Genomic DNA, 18,734 nt, shown 5'->3' on the forward strand with positions numbered 1-18,734 from the left:
GTTCTATGACGACCAGTGCGTTGCCACGCCAAGCCTTTGGCGAGATGGGTAACACGGTTGTGTTGCTGGACAAGGCCACCACTACCCCAGTATGTGAGGGGATGAATCGCCTCTTGGCCAGTTTTCAAGCCCTGTATTTGCAGTACCAGAAGCATCATTTTGTTGTTGAGGGTGCAGAGTTTTATCCACTGCATCAGTTTTTCCAAGACTGCTATGAACAGGTGCAGGGGCATGTTCACGATTTGGGAGAGCGCCTGAATGGTCTGGGGGGCGTACCTGTGGCAGGTTTCCAACAGTTGGCGGCTCTTTGTTGCTTTACCCCTGAACCTGAAGGTGCCTTCAACTGCCGGCAAATGCTCAGTAATGACTTGGCAGCAGAGCAGGCCATCATTCCCATCCTGCGGCAACAGGCAACTCAAGCAGAGAGTTTGGGCGATCGCGCCACGGCCTACCTCTACGATCAAATCCTCTTGAAAACGGAGGAGCGGGCTTACCATATTGGTCATTTTCTGGCCAATGACAGCCTCAAGGTGTAGTTTGCTGCAATCGGAGTTAACGACTCCTAAGAGAGGTTTACCGTTGTTCATGGTTGTTTATGGTTGTTCATAGACTCCCCCCAATTGGGGGGGTTCTTAATGGCGATTTTTCCCACTGCTTAGTCTAGCTTAGTTGCAAATAAATTGCAATAAGTCTCTCTAAGATAATTTTGGGGCAGGACGCTGACGTGGGTACTGCTGCATGAGGGCCCGCACCTGTTCAGCATGGTAGGAACTGCGGGTGAGGGGAGAGGAAACCACCTGCAAAAAGCCCATTGATTCCCCCAAGCAGCGCCATTCCTCAAATTGCTCTGGTGGAATAAAGGCCTGTACCGCTAGGTGTTTGGGACTGGGCTGCAGATACTGACCAATGGTGAGAATGTCACAACCCACTTGGCGCAAATCCTGCATGACGGCCACCACTTCCTCGCTAGTTTCCCCCAAGCCCACCATGATCCCCGATTTTGAGTAAATCCAAGGGGCGCGATCGCGCACCCGCTGCAGCAGTTCCAAACTGCGCTGATAGTTGCCTTGGGGACGTACCCGCCGATAGAGACGGGGCACGGTTTCAGTGTTGTGGTTGAGCACTTCCGGACTGGCGGCAAGAATTTGATCCAAGGCCTGCCAGTTGCCGCAGAGATCGGGAATCAGGACTTCAATTGTGGTTTGGGGCGATCGCTGCCGCACAGCCGCAATCGTGGCCACAAACTGAGAGGCACCCCCATCCGCCAAATCATCCCGATTCACGGAGGTAATGACAACGTGATTGAGACGCATCCGCACCACCGCTTCAGCTAGTCGCTGGGGTTCAGTGGGATCGAGAGGCAGTGGCTTTTTCGCAAAATCAATATCGCAGTAGGGGCAAGCTCGGGTGCAAGCTGGACCCATCATTAAAAATGTCGCCGTTCCCCCATGGAAACATTCCCCAATATTGGGGCAGGAGGCCTCTTCGCAAACAGTATTGAGGTTGAGGTCCCGCAACAGTTCCTTGACGGCACCCACCCGCTGCCACTGGGGTGCTTTGACCCGTAACCACTCTGGCTTTACAACCACAGCTAACTCCACTGCAAATTCAAAAACAAACAAAGGAAAAACGTCAATTGTGCCACCAACAGAAAAATGTACATCAGAGCACGGGGACGAAAAATCGTCAACAATAACCCTATCCCCTTGAGATCCACCATCGGCCCGAGGACCAAAAAGGCCAGAATTGAGCCGGGTGTAAATGTACTGGCAAAGGCAAGGGCAAAGAAAGCGTCCACCGTGGAGCAAATGGAAATCACGGTGCCCAGGATCATCATTGCCACAATCGAGATCACCGGCCCTTGGCCAAGGCTGAGGATGAGTTCCCGCGGAGCAGCCACCTGAATAGTTGTTGCCACTAGGCTGCCGAGAACGAGAATCCCCCCCAATTCACGAAATTCCTGCACTACATTCTCTAGGACTTGGGGCAGACGTTGCTGCCAAGGAATCATTGCCGTTGGCGGCGAAAGCGTTAGGGTGTCCATGGCCAGGGGTTGACCGGGGGTTCCCAACAGGTAGGTGCCCGACTGGAGCAGGGCAGGGACAACAGTTGCCTGGGGTTGGCGGCGACGCATCAGACTGGTTACCGTGGGCTGCAAAAAGGGGGTTAGATCCTTTTGGAAACTAAAAACCCAGCCAATAATGGTGGCGATCGCCAGCGAAAAAAGGACACGAAACACAACAACCTCCGGTTGATCGCGAAAGGCCGTCCAAGTTGCCCAAATCACGATCGGGTTGATTGTGGGTGCTGCCAACAAGAAACCAATGGCCACGGATGTAGGCAATCCCTGCACCAGTAATCGCCGCGCCACCGGCACATTGCCACACTCACACACTGGAAAAAGAAAACCGATGCAACTGCCCACCAAGGCCCCCAGCAGGGGCGATCGCGGTAAGCGACGAATCAGGGCCTGCTCATCCACAAACAGCAGCAGCACGCTAGAGAGCAAAATGCCCAACAGTAGAAACGGCAGTGCCTCCACCACCAGGCTCAGAAAAAGGGTAAAACCACTTTGCCACTGATTCGCAAATGTCATGGGCGTAGAGGGGGATCTAGGACACAATCTCCTTCAACTCGAGGGGACTCGGCTGAATATCGGTTTGCCGTGAATCGGTAATCAACCAATCGAGGGCAGCGGCCTTCAGGTCAATGGTTGTACCTGTTTTATCAACACAGTAGCGACCAAAGACCAACTTATCCACAAGACGAACGTCAGAACCCAGGCGAGAATATTCAAAAATGACACAGTTATCGACGACCGCACCGCTGCAAATGTGGCAATTGGGGCCAATCATTGTCGGTCCAATAATTGTCGCTCCATCTTCAATCTTTGTCATGCCGCCAATGTAGACCGGTCCCTGGATCGTGACCTTATCCCAGTTGACGGCCACATTCAGCCCCGTATAAATGCCGGGAAACTGCTCATGACCGGGAATCGCAACATTTTTAATCGTGCCATTGAGAACACCGCGCACCGCCTGCCAGTAGTCGGGGACTTTACCAATGTCAATCCATTCAAAGTCCATCGCCAAGCCATAGAAGGGGGCACCCATTTCCACCAGTTTGGGGAAAAGCTGGCTACCAATGTCGTATTCCTGATTGGAGGGGATATAGTCGATCACTTCTGGCTCAAAAATATAAATCCCCGTGTTGATATGGTTGCTCAGGGCTTCTTCAACACTGGGTTTTTCTTGGAAGGCAACAATGCGATCGCTCTCATCGGTGACAACAACGCCATAGCTCGAGACATCCTCCTTGGGCACTGTTTTCATGATCACGGTGGCGATCGCCCCCTTTTGGCGGTGCCAAGCCACAGCCGCTGTCAAATCCAAGTCAATGAGGGCATCCCCACACAGCACCACAAAGGTGTCATCAAAAAAGGGGTTAAAATCCTGAATTCGCTTGATCCCCCCTGCAGACCCTAGGGCTTTACCAACGAGTTCGCCATCCTTGATATAGCCCTCAAAGGAATAGGCAATGTCCACCCCAAACCGCTGCCCATCCTGAAAGTAGCTTTCAATTTCATGGGCGAGGTGGCTCACATTTACCATAATCTGGTTAAACCCATGCTGCCGCAGGAGTTCCACTAGAAATTCCATCACGGGCTTTTGCAAAATTGGGATCATTGGCTTCGGAATGGTGTATGTAATCGGGCGTACTCGCGTGCCCTTTCCAGCCGCCAAGATCATTGCTTTCATAAAACTTTTACCAATCTCCTTAAACGTCTAGGGCAATTGCCCCCACTATTATCAATGCCCCTAGCTTAGCTCAATCGAGGGCATACACCCGCCCATGGTAAAGCAGGCGGGTAATCCCTTTCGACTGAAGATAGCTGCGCACTTTCCGCAGCATTTCACCGTCAGGTACCTTGACAACGGTCTTGCGCCACTGCACATCGCTGGCCTTATAGAGGCGTTGGTTTTGTTGGGAATAGCGCAGAGCCACGGGGCGGCTATCGAAAATGGGTAGGGTACTTTGTTGCGCTTCCTCACTGGAGAGGGCCCCTAAACCGCGAAAGGCTTCTAGGGGGCGGGTGAGCAGTTCCGCCCGCCGATCGACGACAACGTAGCAAGGACGGGGCAGCACCGCTTCAGAAAGGGGAATGACCTCGACGGACTGCACCACCTCCACATCGGTGAGATCGGGGAGAGGAATGTCACCATCGAGTTCCTCTTCCTCCTCGTCTTCGAGATCATCGTCCGCTGCATCGCTGTAGTCATCCTCATCGAGAACAACGGCCTCTGCCGTCTCTACATCTTCTTCTAGATCTTCTAGATCCTCTTCCTGTGGCATTTCATCCGTCGTCGCTACAGCCAGTAGAGGGGCTTCAGGGGCAGCCGCTTCCTCTTCCATTTGTTTGATCACACGCCGAATGGTGTTTTCACTAACACCAAATGCCGCTGCCAGAGCTTTGATCGTTTGTCCGGCAGTATACTCTTGAAAGATACGCTGGCGTTCGCTGTCACTGAGTCGCTTGTAGGTCATGGATCCAGATTAAGAAGCAGGTGGCCAGATCTATTATCTGGGGTGGCGGTGCCAGAATGTTGATTTTGTCCAAAGGCTTATGCAGTGGGCGATCGCCCCTTAGGGGAGGCACACACCTTACTTTTTCAATCTTTTTCAATGTTTTCAATCTTTTTCAATGGCCGCTTGTCCTCGATCAGTCAATAACTGGCGTTGACTACTAGATGACTACTAGATTTTCTCCTGCTGAGTCAGGGGCTAATGACCAGGGGCTGGCAATTCCGACAAAATAGTGAAGGAATTCTCGTTGAGTGCCGTATGCGCTACCGTCGCTTTGGTCGTACCGAACTGCCAATGCCTGTCTTTTCCTGTGGCGGCATGCGCTATCAGTTTTCTTGGCAGGATGTTAATCCCAGTACCATTCCCGCCGAAAATCAACGCAATCTAGAGGCTACAATTCAGCGTGCTTTGGAGTTGGGCATCACCCACATTGAAACGGCGCGCGGCTATGGCACCTCCGAAGTTCAGTTGGGGAAAATTCTGCCGCGGCTGCCCCGCGAAAAGCTCATTGTCCAAACCAAGGTGGGGCCGCGACCCACTGCCCAGGAATTCCGGCAAACCTTAGAAACATCGCTGCGGAATCTCCAGTTAGACTACGTTGACTTGCTGGCTATTCACGGTCTCAACCTACCGGAGCATCTAGAGCAGGTGCTGCGGCCGGGGGGATGCTTGGACGTGGCGCGGGAATTCCAAGCAGCCGGTAGGATTCGCTTTATTGGTTTTTCTACCCATGGCAGCTTAGAGGTGATTCGCCAGGCGATCGCCAGCGATGTCTTTGATTACGTCAATCTGCACTGGTACTACATCAATCAGCAGAATTGGCCCGCCATCCTCGAGGCTCAAGCCCGTGATATGGGGGTTTTTATCATTAGCCCGGCAGACAAAGGGGGGATGCTCTACAAACCACCCCAACGCCTTGTGGAACTGTGTGCCCCCTTAAGCCCAATGGTCTTTAACGATCTCTTTTGCCTCTCCCATCCCCAGGTGCACACCCTGAGTATCGGTGCTGCTCGTCCCAGTGACTTTGATGAACATCTCAAGGCGTTAGAACTTTTGGATCGGGCAGATGAGATTCTACCGCCGATCTTGGCACGGTTGGAGCAAGCCGCCATTGACCGCTTGGGGGAAGACTGGTACCACACTTGGCATGAGGGACTGCCAGACTACCAGCACACCCCCGGTGAGGTGAATATCCCCGTTATTCTCTGGCTGTGGAACCTAGTACAGGCCTACGATTTGCTAGACTATGCCCGTATGCGCTATAACCTGCTGGGCAACGGTGGCCACTGGTTTCCGGGAGCAAATGCTGCACGGATCAAAGACTTGGATTTAGGCCCCTGTTTACGGCACAGTCCCCATCGGCAAAAGATTCCAAGGATTTTACAAGCGGCTCATGATCTCCTCAGTGGCACTCCCCGGCAACGATTATCTCAGTCCTAAGGATAGGGAGTTTCCCCCAGCAAATTGCGGACAATTCCCCTAGGCGATCGCCCCCCCGGCCACAGACAATGAAGGTATCAAGGGTAAGAGGTTAACACCATGGATTTCATTTATCACCTTAACAATGCCAGCCTTACCCTGCGGGTTGTGCAGTTCTTGCATGAATACGCCAAGCTACCAGTTCAGTTTGTTACCGTGATTCATCAAGTGGATGGGTGGGTAATCCGCATTAAAATGCATTCGCCCCTCAGCGACAAAGAGGCAGGGAATTTCCGCGCCTTCTTGAACGAGTTGGGATTCCCCTATACACCAGGGATTGCCCTCAAAATGGCATTTTGGGCCCTGGAAACTGGCCAATCAATGGTGGATGTGATGCGCCGCTACCAAGTGGCAATTGTTTCCCACGGTTACCCCAACTACGATGACATTGAGGCATTTCGCAAACAGTTTATTCAAGGCTTGGGCTACTGTCCGGAAACGTTAGCCTAGGGTATCCTGGTCTTGCTGCCGGCGATGCTGCAAGATTCGTTCTGCAAGGGGTAGGTCACTGGGAGTGGTTATCTTGAGATTTGTTTCTTCACCTAAAACAATATGTACGGCATAGCCTAGGCGTTCAAAAAGGGCAGCATCGTCGGTGACTTCCCAGCTCTTAGCCACAGCCATTTCATGGGCAATACGCAAGGGTTCGACGCGAAAGCCTTGGGGCGTTTGGGCAGCCCAAAGGGAGTCTCGCTCTGGGGTTTGAACAACAACGCCTTCACGATTAACAATTTTAATTGTATCTTTAACAGGTATCGCTGCGATCAGGCCCGCATAGGTCCCCAGGGCTTGGGCACAGCGATTAATCAGATCGGGGGTAGCAAGACAGCGGGCACCATCATGGATCAGCACCTGCTCAGCCGTTTCGGGCAGCGCCTGTAGCCCGTGAAACACTGAAGCTTGACGCGTGTGCCCCCCTGCGATGAGCTGGACGGGCTGCCGTAGGTTCAAGTCCCCCAGGAGTGCTTCCCAAATGGGAAAGTCCTCTGGCTGGCCAATAACCCCAATCCATTCAATCGCTTCGGCAGCTGCCACCGCTTCCAATGTCCATGCCAAAAGGGGTTTACCCAAGAGTTGCAACCGCAGTTTATTGTGGTTTGCCCCCATGCGTTTGCCCATGCCGGCGGCGGGAATGAGGATGTGCATTCATACCCCTTTCAAGACGGTTTTCATCTTGGCTTTTATCTTGGCATAGGAAGGCTCTAGGCACTATAGCTCTGTGGAACGGCTGGCCAAATTAATGCGATCGCTGAGTTGCCGCAGCAGGCTGCCCATTTCTGGGTCAGTCCGTTGCAGTTCGGCCACCTTGTCACAGCTATACATGACGGTGGTGTGATCTTTGCCGCCAAACTCTTCGCCAATTTTCGGCAGGCTCAAGCCCGTGTATTGGCGCATCAGATACATCCCCACCTGACGAGCCATGCTAATTTCGCGGCGGCGGGAGTTGCCCTTGAGATCACTGATGGAGACGTTTAGGGCTTCCGAGACCACCTTCAGAATGACCTCTGGGGAGGTCTCAATTTTGCGCACCGTGGGACTCAGGACGGGGGCAATGTTTTCCACAGTCATCGGCAACCCAGAAATGGAAATATAGGCCACCGCTCGAATCAGTGCCCCCTCTAGTTCCCGGATGTTGGAAGTGTAGCTGGCGGCAATATACTCAATCACCTCCCGCGGCAGGCGGATATTCTCGTACTCTGCCTTTTTCTGGAGAATGGCCATGCGGGTTTCCAAGTCCGGGGGTTGAATATCGGCAATGAGTCCCATGGAAAAGCGGGAGCACAGGCGCTCTTGCAGCCGCGGAATTTGACTGGGGGGGCGATCGCTGGCCAAGACCACCTGCTTACCAGCTTCGTGCAGCGTGTTGAAGGTGTGGAAAAACTCCTCTTGGGTGTATTCCTTGCCCTCAATAAATTGAATGTCATCCACAAGCATCACATCCACCGCCCGATAGTGCTCGCGAAAGCTCTGCATACTGTCTTTGCGGATGGCAGCAATCAAATCATTGGTAAACTGCTCGGTGGAGACGTAGAAGATCTTGGCATTGGGGTCAATTTCTAGGCGATAGTGACCGATCGCCTGCATGAGATGGGTCTTGCCCAAGCCAACACCGCCACAGAGAAAGAGGGGATTAAACTCCCGCCCCGGTGACTCTGCCACCGCCAGGCAGGCGGCATGGGCCATGCGGTTATTGGGGCCAACCACATAGCGGGAAAAGACATACTTGGGATTCAGTTCACTGCCACGATGGCGAGCCGCAGGGGGGGTGGCCTCCACTTCAGCACGACTGGTGGGGCGAATACTGGTATCGTGCTCTGCCCCTTGGGCGATCGCCAGCTCAATCTCCACGGGCTGACCAACAATGTCCCGTGCCACATCGGCAATGGTTTTCAAATAGTACTTTTGCAGCCAATTGCGGGCAAAGGGATTGGGGGTGCAAATAGTCAAGGTCTGGCCATCAAAGGACTGCACCGTTGCCGTCTTAATCCAAGTTTCAAAGGTCGGTCGACTGAGCAACAGTTGCAACCGCTCCAAAATTTGGTGCCAGAGATCTTCGGCAGAGCTAATCACACAAACCTCGTCTGTAGCAGGTGAGCAATGATAGGCAACAGGACGCAGACGGCAATAGCCCCACAGGACTACCGCTGCCTCACGGGAAGTGATACGATTGTAGATCGCTCTAACGACTGACTAGGGCGTGCCCGCTGGGGCAGTGTTTTTTTCTAATCAACCATCATAACTACAACAGCCATGACGCAACGTACACTGGGCGGCACTGTCCGCAAACGTAAACGCACCTCCGGGTTCCGCGCGCGCATGCGTACCAAATCGGGTCAGAACGTCATTAAGGCACGGCGGCGTAAAGGACGGGCACGGCTTACCGTCTAGTGTTGCCGCGTCAACATCGCCTGCGCGATCGCCATGATTTTGACCACGTCTATCAACACCAAAGTGCCCACCACGGCAAACTGGCCGTTCTTTGGCTGGCGCCCCAATCCCCCAGGGAAGCACCACGGCTGGGTATTGTGGTCAGTAAAAAGGTCAGTAAGCGAGCCGTTGATCGGAACCGTTTGAAGCGGCAATGGCGGCGGGTGATTCGCCCACTCTTACCGCAGATAGCCGCAGGGTGGGATATGATTGTGGTGGTGCGTCAGGCGGCACTGCAAGTGAGTGACGAGGACTGTCGCGCTGAATTGACGCAGTTAATGGCCAAAGCAGGGATACTGACGATGCCGGGAATTTCCGAAGACGTTTACTACGAAGGCGGTCCCCATTGGGGTGACTTGGTAATCAACTTGCTGTTGGGGCTAACGGTGATCTGTCTACCCCTTACCGTTGGTGCCATTGTCCGTGCTCTCTGGCTGCGGTACCGCATTACGAATCGGCGGATTACGGTGATTGGCGGCTGGATGGGGCGCGATCGCTCCGATGTGATTTATAGCGAAATCACCAAAGTCGTCACCGTTCCTCGCGGCTGGGGCGCCTATGGCGATATGGTTGTCACCCTCAAAGATGGTAGCCGCTTAGAAATGCGCGCTGTCCCCCGCTTCCGGGAAATTTACGACTATATTTCTACCAAATTGAGTCCCGCTGCCAAAAGTGTCAGTGGCGCGATTGGTTCTTAAGACCTAAGATAGTTCTGTTAACTGTTCACCCCTAATTGCAGGATTCCATGGATTTTGGTATCGGTTTCCTCTCCAACAATGTCATGCTGCCAATCCTTGATTTTTTCTATGGGATTGTGCCCAGCTATGGCCTTGCGATTGTGGCTTTGACCCTGGTGGTGCGCTTTGCCGTCTATCCTTTGAGTGCCGGGTCAATTCGCAATATGCGGCGCATGAAGGTTGTCCAGCCGATCATGCAAAAACGGATGCAGGAAATCCAGCAGAAATACAAGGACAATCCTGCGGAACAGCAAAAGGCAATGGCAGAGGTCTATAGGGAGTTTGGCAATCCCTTGGCGGGATGTTTCCCTCTGCTGTTGCAGTTGCCGATTCTCTTTGCCCTCTTTGCAACGCTGCGCGGATCACCCTTTGCCGATGTGAACTACCAAATCAACCTGCAAATTGTTCCCTCGGATCAACCTGTCTTAGCCCAGCCCTTTGCTACCAAACCGCAAAATATCTACGTTGACGAGGGGGTACACTTCCCGATTCAAGCGGTGGTTCCCAGCGGTACCAGGATTCCAGTCGGTCAAGGGGTGGATCTGCAGTTCCAAACCAAGGAGGGTAAACCCTTTAGTGAACTGGTGGCTGCGTACCCCAATAGTCACTTGCAACCAAAGTGGCAAATTATTCGCGGTCAAGAGCGAGCAACCATTGATAGCGAAGGTCATCTGCAAGCCCTGCAACCTGGTGAGGTAACAGTTCAGGGAACCATTCCGGGGATTGCCGCTGATAAAGGTTTCCTCTTTATCTCTGCCCTTGGCCATGTGGGTGTCATTGATCAGGGGGAACTATTCATGACGCTGCCCGACGGTACACGCCAGTTTAATTGGGGCGCGATCCACTGGGATATTCTCATCATGATCCTTGGCTTTGGCGTCAGTCTCTATGTCAATCAGTTGCTCTCTGGCCAAGGCAGCAGCAACCCACAGCAGCAAACGGTTAATCAATTAACACCGATTATCTTCTCGGGGATGTTTCTCTTTTTCCCGCTGCCGGCAGGGGTACTACTCTATATGCTAATAGCCAACATCTTCCAGACGGTGCAAACCTTTATTCTGCAGCGGGAGCCGCTACCAGAGAATCTCCAAAAACTCGTGGAGGAGCAGGAACGGGCTGAAGCCCTCAAAAATCGTGCTGCTCTTCCCTTTGAGGGTAAGGGAGCTAAAGGGGCTAAGGCCACCAAAGCCAAGCGTCATCCATCAAGTTGAGGGGAGGCATGACTGCTGATCCAATTGCCGCGGGGTGTACATGGCTGGAACAGGCGCTTGCCTTAGCAGGCTTCAAGACAACCGTTGCCGTGGTGGAGTCGCCTTTGGCAGGCGTGGTGCCGGGGTACTGGCTAGAGATTGATCGCCAGTCCCTGAGTGCGGCGCAAATTGAGTCACTGCTGGCCAACAATGCCCAAGCCCTCGATGCACTGCAATATCTGCTCAATGCAACCCTGAATTTAGGGCGATCGCGGGAGGAGCAAACGGCTTTTACCTTGGAATTGGCGGGCTATCGCCGGGCCCGTTATCGCCAGTTGCAGGAGATTGCCCATCAGGTGGCGGCCCGAGTCCTGGACACTGGTAAACCTCTTGAAATTCGCTCCCTTTCAGCAGCGGAGCGGCGTGTTGTCCACAGTCTCATTAAGCTAGAGAGCGATCGCCTGGAAACCTTTAGCCACGGTGAAGAACCCGATCGCCGCTTGGTGGTGCAGTTAGCCCAAGGGGCTGAGGCCAAGGTGGCGGCTGATCCGCTGCAGCAGGTATAGACCCAAAAGGGAGTTGCCACTCCTGTCGAGGGGGGGACTATAGCAGGCGATCGCCCCCTGGCGCGGCACAATGGCCAAAATTACACCGCTGACCCCCGATTTCATCGGCAAGCCAATTTCTAGGCTATAGCGGGGAGAGTCCTCGTAAAGACCACAGGTGAGCATCAAAACATTCACCTGCTGGCGGTGGCGATCGCTCACCTTGGCATGGGGCAGTGCTAATAGGAGACCCAAGCGACCCACTTCCTCAACAGTGCCTTGGAAACAGCACACTTGATTGTAGATCTCAAGGGCAACCTCCGCATCGGCAATGCGTCCAGACTCCACTAAAAAGTGGGCAAGGGTGCGATTTTGCCAGTTGGGATGGCGAGAGACTGCCCCTAGGACCTCCTGGTCCACCTGCAACTGCGTACCGGCACACTCATTGAGCCATGTTTGAAGGGCCGTGGCACCACCAACATGAGCCAACTGACTAGCGAGGGCGATCGCCCCACTATTGATCATGGGATTGCGCGGCCACCCCTGATCGAGGGTTAACTGCAACACAGAGTTATAGGGGTAATCTGAGGGGCGCTGCCCTACCCACGTCCACACCTGCTCCTGCCATAGCGTCAAGGCATACAGCAGTAAAAAGGGCTTAATCGCACTCATCAAGGGAAAGCGCAAACGGGAATGCCCAAGGGTAAACTGTTGCTCCGGTGTCACCACTGCCAAGGCAAAGGCCTCAGACCTCACCCTGGGTAGGCGCTGCAGTGGTTCCCCTTTGGAAATTTCTGTTGCAGCCGCCTCAAGCCACTCTTGGATGAGGTCAGGGTGGAGTTGCCGCAACATTACTGCACCTAGGCGTTGGCATCAAGGGAGAGTTGCTCGCTACTGGTCACCCGTCGCCGCCGCCGCCGACCTAGGGGCACAGAGGCCTCTGGGGTGGACGCTTCGCCAACGGATTCAGCCTCAGTCCTCACTTCACTCACTTCTGGCTCACTGGTATTGAGCAGCGCGGTGGCAGGAATTGGCTCAACATTAATCGTGCTGACCCCCGGGGAGGGCAGCTCATCAGCAGTCTCTGGGGCCTCCTCTGGCACTCCCTCACTAGCGGGGGGCCTTGTTTTCTGGGGTAGGGGTAGGGGGTCTTGGCCAGGGCGTGCCACCATAACAATTGTTCCCCGCGGATTTTTCACCTCTTCAGGATAGAGAACCAAGGGTGAAATCCCCATCTCCGCATAGACCGCCTGCTCTTGATCCGTCATTGTTACGGTAATCACTTCCGCTGGTTCAGAGCGGCTCGGACGGGTAGGGCGCGGCGGACGGCTCTCCACTTTAACCACTGGCGGCGGGGCTGTTTCTGGAGGCGGGGTAGCCCCCTTGCGGCCATTCCCATTTTCAGAGGTACGGCGAGGGCTGCGTGGGGTTGGAGGATGACTACTGCGGGAAGAACGCGGGCGAATACCCCCCACCGCTTGGTAGTCAGGGTGGTTAATGAGTTGGGTCTCTAGGCTGCTACTGGCAAAGCCGTTGGGCTCAGTGCGAGCCTCCAAACTGCGACGTGGTTCGGGTGGACGCGGCAGGGGCGATCGCTCAACAATTTCGCCGGGGCTATCCTCCGGTTCACCGGGTAAATGCACCAAGTGACCCAAGCCACCACAGGCACTACAGGGACGACCAAAGAGTTCATAGATATTTTGGCCTTGGCGTTTGCGGGTCAGCTCCACCAGCCCCAGTTCCGAGAGTTGAGCAATTTGGGGACGGGCTTTATCCGCGCGCAGGGCTTTACTAAAGTGCTCCAGCAGTTGCAACTGATCGCGGCGGGAATCCATGTCAATAAAATCGACAATGATCACGCCAGCAATATTGCGCAGTCGCAGTTGGCGAGCAATTTCCGTAGCCGCTTCGCAGTTTGTCCACAGTACTGTTTCCCGCGAGGTGGCTGAACTGGTGAATGAACCGGAGTTCACATCAATGACCGTCAAGGCCTCTGTCGGTTGAATGATGATATAGCCACCGGAGGGCAAATCCACGCGGGGTTTAAGGGCTTCACGGATGGCAGCATTCACCCGGAAGTAATCCAAAATGGGAATGGGTTCCTGGTGATAGTCAATGAGAACCCCCACGGGTCTATTGACATTCCAATTTTTCAGGTGCTGTTTGACCCGTTTGACCCCATCCGGTGTATCCACCACAATGCGGTTGACATCGCTGCTATAGACATCCCGCAGCACTTTCTGGATAAAGTCATCATCCCGCCCTAGAAGCTGGGGAGGACGGCTGGAGGCTGCCTGCTGTTGAATCGCTTCCCACTGCCGTTGCAGGAGTTCGAGATCTTCAAGAATGGCCTCTTCGGAGACCCCCTCAGCCTCGGTGCGCACCAGTAGCCCCATCCCTGGGGGTTTGACCAAAATACCCAAGGCGCGTAGCCGATGCCGTTCCGCGTCATTGGTAATCCGTCGCGATAGATTCACCCCCCGACCGTAGGGCATCAGCACAAGATAGCGTCCGGGCAACGATATATTTCCTGTCAGCCGGGGCCCCTTGGTGCCCGTGGGTTCCTTCATCACCTGAACCAGTACTTTTTGCTGTGGTGCCAGCAATTCCGTGATTGCCCCAGCAGTTCGCTTCAGGCGCAATGGGCCAAGGTCACTGACATGGATAAAGCCATTGCGGGAGGCATCCCCCAAGTTGACAAAGGCAGCATCAATGCCCGGCAGGACATTTTCAACAACGCCAAGGTAGATGTCGCCCACCTGATGGGTTCCCGTGGCTACGATTAATTCTTGGATTTGATCTTCGGCAAAGACCGCCGCTAGCCGATGTTCCTCGGCAATAATAATTTGCTTAGGCATCCATTATCCTTAGAATTTCTTAACAAAATAAACGTCAGCATAAGTTGGCTAAAGGCATCTCGCACAGTGCTTAGCCACTCTTGCCCCTGTAAGGGACGTGTGCAAGTTTGGCTTTAAGATGGTTGGGAAAAGGGTTCCTGTAGAGACGGGTTGGCATTGGAACGCGAAACGCAGCTGTGGTGATACCTAAAAAGCTCTGCACGATTTGCAGAAAGGAAAGATGTCACCCCATGCCAGCCTTTACGAAAGTCTATGCTTAACCTTTGGTCTCTTGAGCTATGGAGGTTAAGCAAAAGGGATTTTCTACAGTACTTTTAATATTCCCTGATTATATGGGTCTCTGTCAAGATTGGCTAGGGAATTTTGCAAAGATTTTCACCGTCGCTGCCCCTAAGCCTCTTGAGCCCAAGTAGTGTGCCACTTTCCAAACCTGATAGGACACTTTGGCGATCGGCTGCAAAGCTGCTACAACTATAGGCATCTGTTATTAAGCGTTTTGGCTAGAAAATTAGCCACATTGAGGAGAAGTGCCCATGGGAGTCCACATCAAGCAGGCAGTGGAAGTCGCAACCTATATCATCTCACAACGCCTACAGGGCAAAAAGCGCTTTCCCCTCACCTTGATGCTTGAGCCTCTCTTTCGCTGTAATCTGGCCTGTTCGGGTTGCGGTAAAATTCAGCATCCCCTTGAAGTCCTGCGCAAATATCTCACCCCCGAGGAGTGCTTCCGGGCCGTTGAGGAATGTGGTGCGCCAATTGTCGCCATTCCCGGCGGGGAACCCCTGCTGCACCCGCAAATTGATGAAATTGTCAGTGGCTTGGTAGCACGGCGGAAGTTTGTTTACTTGTGTACCAATGGCATTCTCCTAGAGGAAAATCTCCATAGGTTCAAGCCCTCCCCCTACTTTAGCTTCAGCGTTCACCTCGATGGCCTGCGGGAGTGGCACGACAAATGTGTGGCCCGTAAAGGGGTCTTTGACACGGCTGTCAAAGCAATCAAAGCGGCTAAAGCCAAGGGCTTCCGTGTCACCACTAACACGACGATTTTTGAAGGGGTGGATCCCAAGGAAATCCAGGAATTCTTTGATTTTGTCAGTTCCCTAGGGGTAGACGGCATGATGATCTCCCCCGGCTATGCCTACGAATGGGCACCGGATCAGGAGCACTTCCTGAAGCGGGAGCAAACCCGTGCCCTCTTCCGTGAAATCCTTGCCCCCTACCGTGCAGGTCAGAAGAAGTGGAATTTTAACCACAATCCCCTGTTCCTTGATTTCCTTGTGGGTGAAAAGGACTACGAGTGTACCCCTTGGGGCATGCCCAGCTATAGTGTGTTGGGTTGGCAGAAACCCTGCTACCTCCTCAATGAGGGGCACTACAAGACGTGGCAGGAACTGATTGAAAATACCGACTGGGAGAAGTATGGCCACAAAAGTGGCAATCCCAAGTGCCGTGACTGCATGGTGCACTGTGGTTATGAGGCCACTGCTGCCATGGATGCCTTTAATCCCGCCAATATGGTTAAGGCGGCGAGCAGTCTTTTCTAACGGGGGCGCATTAGTTGCCAACGTTGCTCTGCCGTTTCCACTGCGGCTTGCGGGGTTAATTTTCCAAGCAGAACGCTTTCGATCGCTCGCCCAAGGGTTTGGGAAAAGCGGGCATAGCCACGGAAGTTGGGGCGGGCTTGAGCCGCAGCCATCTGCTCCAAAAAGACACGGAGGGCGGGTTGTTGTGCCACAAAGGCCCGATAGCGATCGTTGGCACACACCCGTTCATTGATGGGCAAATACCCTGTGCCCAAGGCCCACTCCGTTTGAAATTCTTCACTGAGAACGTAGTTCAAGAAGGCTAACGCTGCCTCTTCCCGCTGGGGGGTTGAGCGAAAAACAAAGAGATTTTCACCCCCCAGGGCAGTTGCAGCAGTCTGGAGAGCAGGCATGGGGAGGACGGCAAAATCCACCCCCGACTGCTGTAATTGCGGCAATGTCCAAGGCCCGGTAATCTGCATTGCCACCTCGCCACGGATAAATTGATCCAGTTCATAGCCCCGTTCGGGGGCCGAGAGTATCGCTAAGCCCTCTTGTCGCAGACGTTGCCAAAACTCAAGGGCCGCGATCGCCGCTGGGGTGTCAATGTGGGCGGTTTCTGGCGTTTCTCCGAGACTGCCACCGGCACTCCAAAAGAAGGGCAACCAAGTAAAGACGGCAAATTCCCCTTGACCAAGGGGAAGGAGCAGTGGGGTAATACCCTGGGCCTTTAGGGTTTGGCTCACCTGCTCTAGTTCCTGCCATGTGCTGGGTAGTATTTTAACGCCAGCAGCGGCGAATAAACTCGGACGATAAAAAATTCCAAGGTTGTTGGTAGCAAAGGGAATTGACCAGTAATGGCCGCCGTAGCGCATGGTTGGTATCAGGGCAGGACTGACTTGGTCACGGTAGGGGGAAGCTTGCCACCAATCATCCAGGGGACGCAGAGCCCCCAGATCAACAAATTGCCCCGTGATCGTGGGGTTATACCAGAGCAGATCTGGGGCGGCATTGCCCACCACGGCGGCTAGAATTTTCGGCAACTGCTGGTCGGGTTGGCCAACGTAGAGGGCTTGGACATGAATCTGGGGATGGCGGGCATTGAAGCGATCCACAAGACGCTGGAGTACGACACGGTTAGGGGGTGGGTTGACCCCATGCCAGAAAATCAGTTCAATTGGCTGCTCGGATTGAGTCGCTGTTGTGCAACCGATGAGCAGTAGGCTTAGGAAACCCAGCAGTAGGGCAAACCAGCCGCGTCTATTGCAGCCGATCAATCGTGCGGTATTGAATGGCTTCCGCCACATGGGCAGCGGTAATCGTTTCACAGTCGGCCAGATCAGCAATGGTACGGGCTACTTTTAGGATACGGTCTGTGGCTCGCGCCGATAGCCCCAGTTGGGCGATCGCCCTCTCGAGAAGCTTGATCGAAGCCTCATCCAAGGCACACCACTGGCGCAGATGGCGACTTTGCATTTGGGCATTGCAGTGCAGGTTGGGCTCCTCGGCAAACCGCTGTTGCGCTCGCGATCGCGCTGCCAAGACTCGCTGCCGTACTGTGGCTGAATCTTCCCCTAGGGGTTGGCGGGTGATTTCCTCTGGCTTGAGGCGGCTGACACTCACTTGCAAATCAATGCGATCCAACAGGGGACCAGAGAGCTTTGCCCAATACTGTTCTCGCTGGCGCGGCGAGCAGGTACAGGGTTGCACCGGATCCCCATAGTAGCCACAGGGGCAGGGATTTGTACTGGCCACTAAGGTAAATTGAGCCGGAAAAACCACCGATTGGCGGGCGCGCGCAATGCTGACTTGGCCATCCTCAAGGGGCTGCCGCAGCAGCTCCAACACATCCCGCTTGAATTCCGTCAATTCGTCGAGAAAGAGCACCCCCCGGTGAGCCAGGGAGATTTCCCCGGGCCGCGGGTAACTGCCACCCCCCACCAGGGCAGCACCAGAGGCAGAATGGTGAGGACTACGAAAGGGAGGCGCCTGGAGCAATTGCCCACGTTCTTTCAGCAAGCCAGCAACGGAGTGAATTTTCGTGACTTCAAGGGCCTCTTCAAACGTCAAGGGGGGCAAGATTGTTGGTAACCGCCGCGCCAACATTGTTTTGCCACTCCCCGGTGGCCCGATAAAGATCAGATTGTGCCCCCCCGCCGCCGCAATTTCTAGGGCACGCCGTGCCTGATACTGCCCCTTAACATCCTTGAGATCAACGGTAAATTGGGGGGAGGTAGCCGACGCCCAACAGGGGGAGGGCGCCGCGGGCGATCGCGAGCTAGGGTTATTCAAAAAGGCTGCGACTTCGGCAAGAGTGTGGCAACCATAGACCTTTAGTCCCCGCACGAGCGCTGCTTCCGTCACATTGGCCGTGGGCACCACTAGGCCGCTTATTCCTTGGGTCTGGGCGGCCAGGGCGATCGCCAGTACCCCGGCCACGGGTTGCAAAGTACCATCGAGGGACAGTTCCCCGACAAAAAGATGGTCGCCGAGTAAATCCGTTGCCACCTGTCCTGAAGCGGCCAAGATGCCAATACTAATGGGAAGATCAAAGCTGGGGCCTTCTTTACGTAAGTCGGCGGGGGTGAGATTGACGACAATTTGCCCCATTGGGAAGCTAAAACCAGCGTTGCGAATGGCTGCCCTAACACGCTCCCGTGCCTCTTGAACGCCAGCATCCGGCAGACCTACCACCACCATCCTGGGTAAGCCGCTGGAAACATCCACTTCGACGCCAACGGGAATTGCGTCAATTCCTAGAACAGCAGCACTCCAAACCCGCGCCAGCATAGCCTCAAGATCAGAAAGAGCACCGACGACTGGCCGTGTTTCGTCTCGGTGCTCTTAACTGGTTCGCTCCTCACACACCTAATGACCTTAGCAGAAAAAT

Annotated in this window: 18 protein-coding genes and 1 pseudogene; 9 read left to right on the forward strand and 10 right to left on the reverse strand. The window is 54.2% G+C overall.

Features of this window, described 5'->3' with window-relative positions:
* The first annotated feature begins 5 nt into the window (after positions 1–5).
* Positions 6–536: a Dps family protein gene (locus tag Q0W94_RS08375; protein ID WP_297757728.1), complete on the forward strand. Its 531-nt coding sequence runs from the start codon at positions 6–8 to the stop codon at positions 534–536.
* A 159-nt stretch (positions 537–695) separates the two neighbouring features.
* On the opposite strand, the gene lipA is transcribed toward Q0W94_RS08375, so the two are convergent.
* The 4 genes from lipA to Q0W94_RS08395 all read right to left on the reverse strand — a co-directional run bounded on the left by lipA (position 696) and on the right by Q0W94_RS08395 (position 4,545).
* On the reverse strand, positions 696–1,589 hold the full coding sequence (gene lipA, locus Q0W94_RS08380; protein ID WP_297757731.1) for a lipoyl synthase: 894 nt from the start codon (positions 1,587–1,589) through the stop codon (positions 696–698).
* 2 nt (positions 1,590–1,591) lie between these two features.
* A complete protein-coding gene (locus Q0W94_RS08385) occupies positions 1,592–2,596 on the reverse strand; it encodes a permease (RefSeq protein ID WP_297757734.1) in 1,005 nt (334 codons plus the stop codon).
* Between the two features lie 16 nt (positions 2,597–2,612).
* Positions 2,613–3,758: an NDP-sugar synthase gene (locus Q0W94_RS08390; protein ID WP_297757737.1), complete on the reverse strand. Its 1,146-nt coding sequence runs from the start codon at positions 3,756–3,758 to the stop codon at positions 2,613–2,615.
* 70 nt (positions 3,759–3,828) lie between these two features.
* Entirely contained in the window at positions 3,829–4,545 is a 717-nt protein-coding gene (locus Q0W94_RS08395) for a helix-turn-helix domain-containing protein (protein ID WP_297757739.1), read from the reverse strand.
* A gap of 297 nt (positions 4,546–4,842) precedes the next feature.
* Here Q0W94_RS08395 and Q0W94_RS08400 point away from each other — a divergent pair, with 297 nt between their 5' ends.
* Both Q0W94_RS08400 and Q0W94_RS08405 read left to right on the forward strand, forming a co-directional pair.
* Complete coding sequence (locus tag Q0W94_RS08400; protein WP_315863117.1) at positions 4,843–6,024, forward strand: aldo/keto reductase; 1,182 nt, start codon at positions 4,843–4,845, stop codon at positions 6,022–6,024.
* Between the two features lie 99 nt (positions 6,025–6,123).
* Positions 6,124–6,513, forward strand: coding sequence for a hypothetical protein (locus tag Q0W94_RS08405; protein WP_297757744.1), 390 nt, complete (start codon positions 6,124–6,126; stop codon positions 6,511–6,513).
* Here Q0W94_RS08405 and ispD read toward each other — a convergent pair.
* Both ispD and dnaA read right to left on the reverse strand, forming a co-directional pair.
* On the reverse strand, positions 6,505–7,209 hold the full coding sequence (gene ispD, locus Q0W94_RS08410) for a 2-C-methyl-D-erythritol 4-phosphate cytidylyltransferase (protein WP_297757747.1): 705 nt from the start codon (positions 7,207–7,209) through the stop codon (positions 6,505–6,507). The genes Q0W94_RS08405 and ispD overlap by 9 nt on opposite strands.
* 63 nt (positions 7,210–7,272) lie before the next feature.
* Entirely contained in the window at positions 7,273–8,634 is a 1,362-nt protein-coding gene (dnaA, locus tag Q0W94_RS08415; protein WP_297757749.1) for a chromosomal replication initiator protein DnaA, read from the reverse strand.
* Between the two features lie 180 nt (positions 8,635–8,814).
* On the opposite strand from dnaA, the gene rpmH reads away from it, so the two are divergent.
* From rpmH to Q0W94_RS08440, 5 genes and pseudogenes are all read left to right on the forward strand, one after another.
* The gene (gene rpmH, locus Q0W94_RS08420; RefSeq protein WP_011056450.1) at positions 8,815–8,952 is read left to right on the forward strand and encodes a 50S ribosomal protein L34; all 138 of its coding nucleotides are present in this window, start codon (positions 8,815–8,817) and stop codon (positions 8,950–8,952) included.
* Positions 8,952–9,272, forward strand: a pseudogene (gene rnpA / locus Q0W94_RS08425) (ribonuclease P protein component); the annotation flags it as partial. The gene rpmH and the pseudogene rnpA, both read left to right, overlap by 1 nt.
* A 21-nt stretch (positions 9,273–9,293) precedes the next feature.
* Positions 9,294–9,689, forward strand: coding sequence for a PH domain-containing protein (locus tag Q0W94_RS08430; protein WP_297762395.1), 396 nt, complete (start codon positions 9,294–9,296; stop codon positions 9,687–9,689).
* A 47-nt stretch (positions 9,690–9,736) separates the two neighbouring features.
* Entirely contained in the window at positions 9,737–10,939 is a 1,203-nt protein-coding gene (gene yidC / locus Q0W94_RS08435; RefSeq protein WP_297757751.1) for a membrane protein insertase YidC, read from the forward strand.
* A gap of 8 nt (positions 10,940–10,947) precedes the next feature.
* A complete protein-coding gene (locus Q0W94_RS08440; RefSeq protein WP_297757754.1) occupies positions 10,948–11,484 on the forward strand; it encodes a R3H domain-containing nucleic acid-binding protein in 537 nt (178 codons plus the stop codon).
* Here the strand turns inward: Q0W94_RS08440 and Q0W94_RS08445 are convergent.
* Complete coding sequence (locus Q0W94_RS08445; protein WP_297757757.1) at positions 11,431–12,315, reverse strand: glutaminase; 885 nt, start codon at positions 12,313–12,315, stop codon at positions 11,431–11,433. The two genes, Q0W94_RS08440 and Q0W94_RS08445, sit on opposite strands and share 54 nt — an antisense overlap.
* 8 nt (positions 12,316–12,323) lie before the next feature.
* Positions 12,324–14,321: an Rne/Rng family ribonuclease gene (locus Q0W94_RS08450; RefSeq protein ID WP_297757760.1), complete on the reverse strand. Its 1,998-nt coding sequence runs from the start codon at positions 14,319–14,321 to the stop codon at positions 12,324–12,326.
* 533 nt (positions 14,322–14,854) lie between these two features.
* On the opposite strand from Q0W94_RS08450, the gene hpnH reads away from it, so the two are divergent.
* Positions 14,855–15,865: an adenosyl-hopene transferase HpnH gene (gene hpnH / locus Q0W94_RS08455; RefSeq protein ID WP_297757763.1), complete on the forward strand. Its 1,011-nt coding sequence runs from the start codon at positions 14,855–14,857 to the stop codon at positions 15,863–15,865.
* Here the strand turns inward: hpnH and Q0W94_RS08460 are convergent.
* Both Q0W94_RS08460 and Q0W94_RS08465 read right to left on the reverse strand, forming a co-directional pair.
* Positions 15,862–17,151: an ABC transporter substrate-binding protein gene (locus Q0W94_RS08460; protein ID WP_297757766.1), complete on the reverse strand. Its 1,290-nt coding sequence runs from the start codon at positions 17,149–17,151 to the stop codon at positions 15,862–15,864. The genes hpnH and Q0W94_RS08460 overlap by 4 nt on opposite strands.
* Positions 17,105–18,634 (reverse strand): YifB family Mg chelatase-like AAA ATPase, encoded by a 1,530-nt coding sequence (locus Q0W94_RS08465; protein WP_297757767.1) that lies wholly within the window; start codon positions 18,632–18,634, stop codon positions 17,105–17,107. Before Q0W94_RS08465 ends, Q0W94_RS08460 begins: the two co-directional genes overlap by 47 nt.
* Positions 18,635–18,734 lie beyond the last annotated feature (100 nt).

The organism is Thermosynechococcus sp., assembly GCF_025999095.1.
In the GTDB taxonomy this organism is placed as follows: domain Bacteria; phylum Cyanobacteriota; class Cyanobacteriia; order Thermosynechococcales; family Thermosynechococcaceae; genus Thermosynechococcus.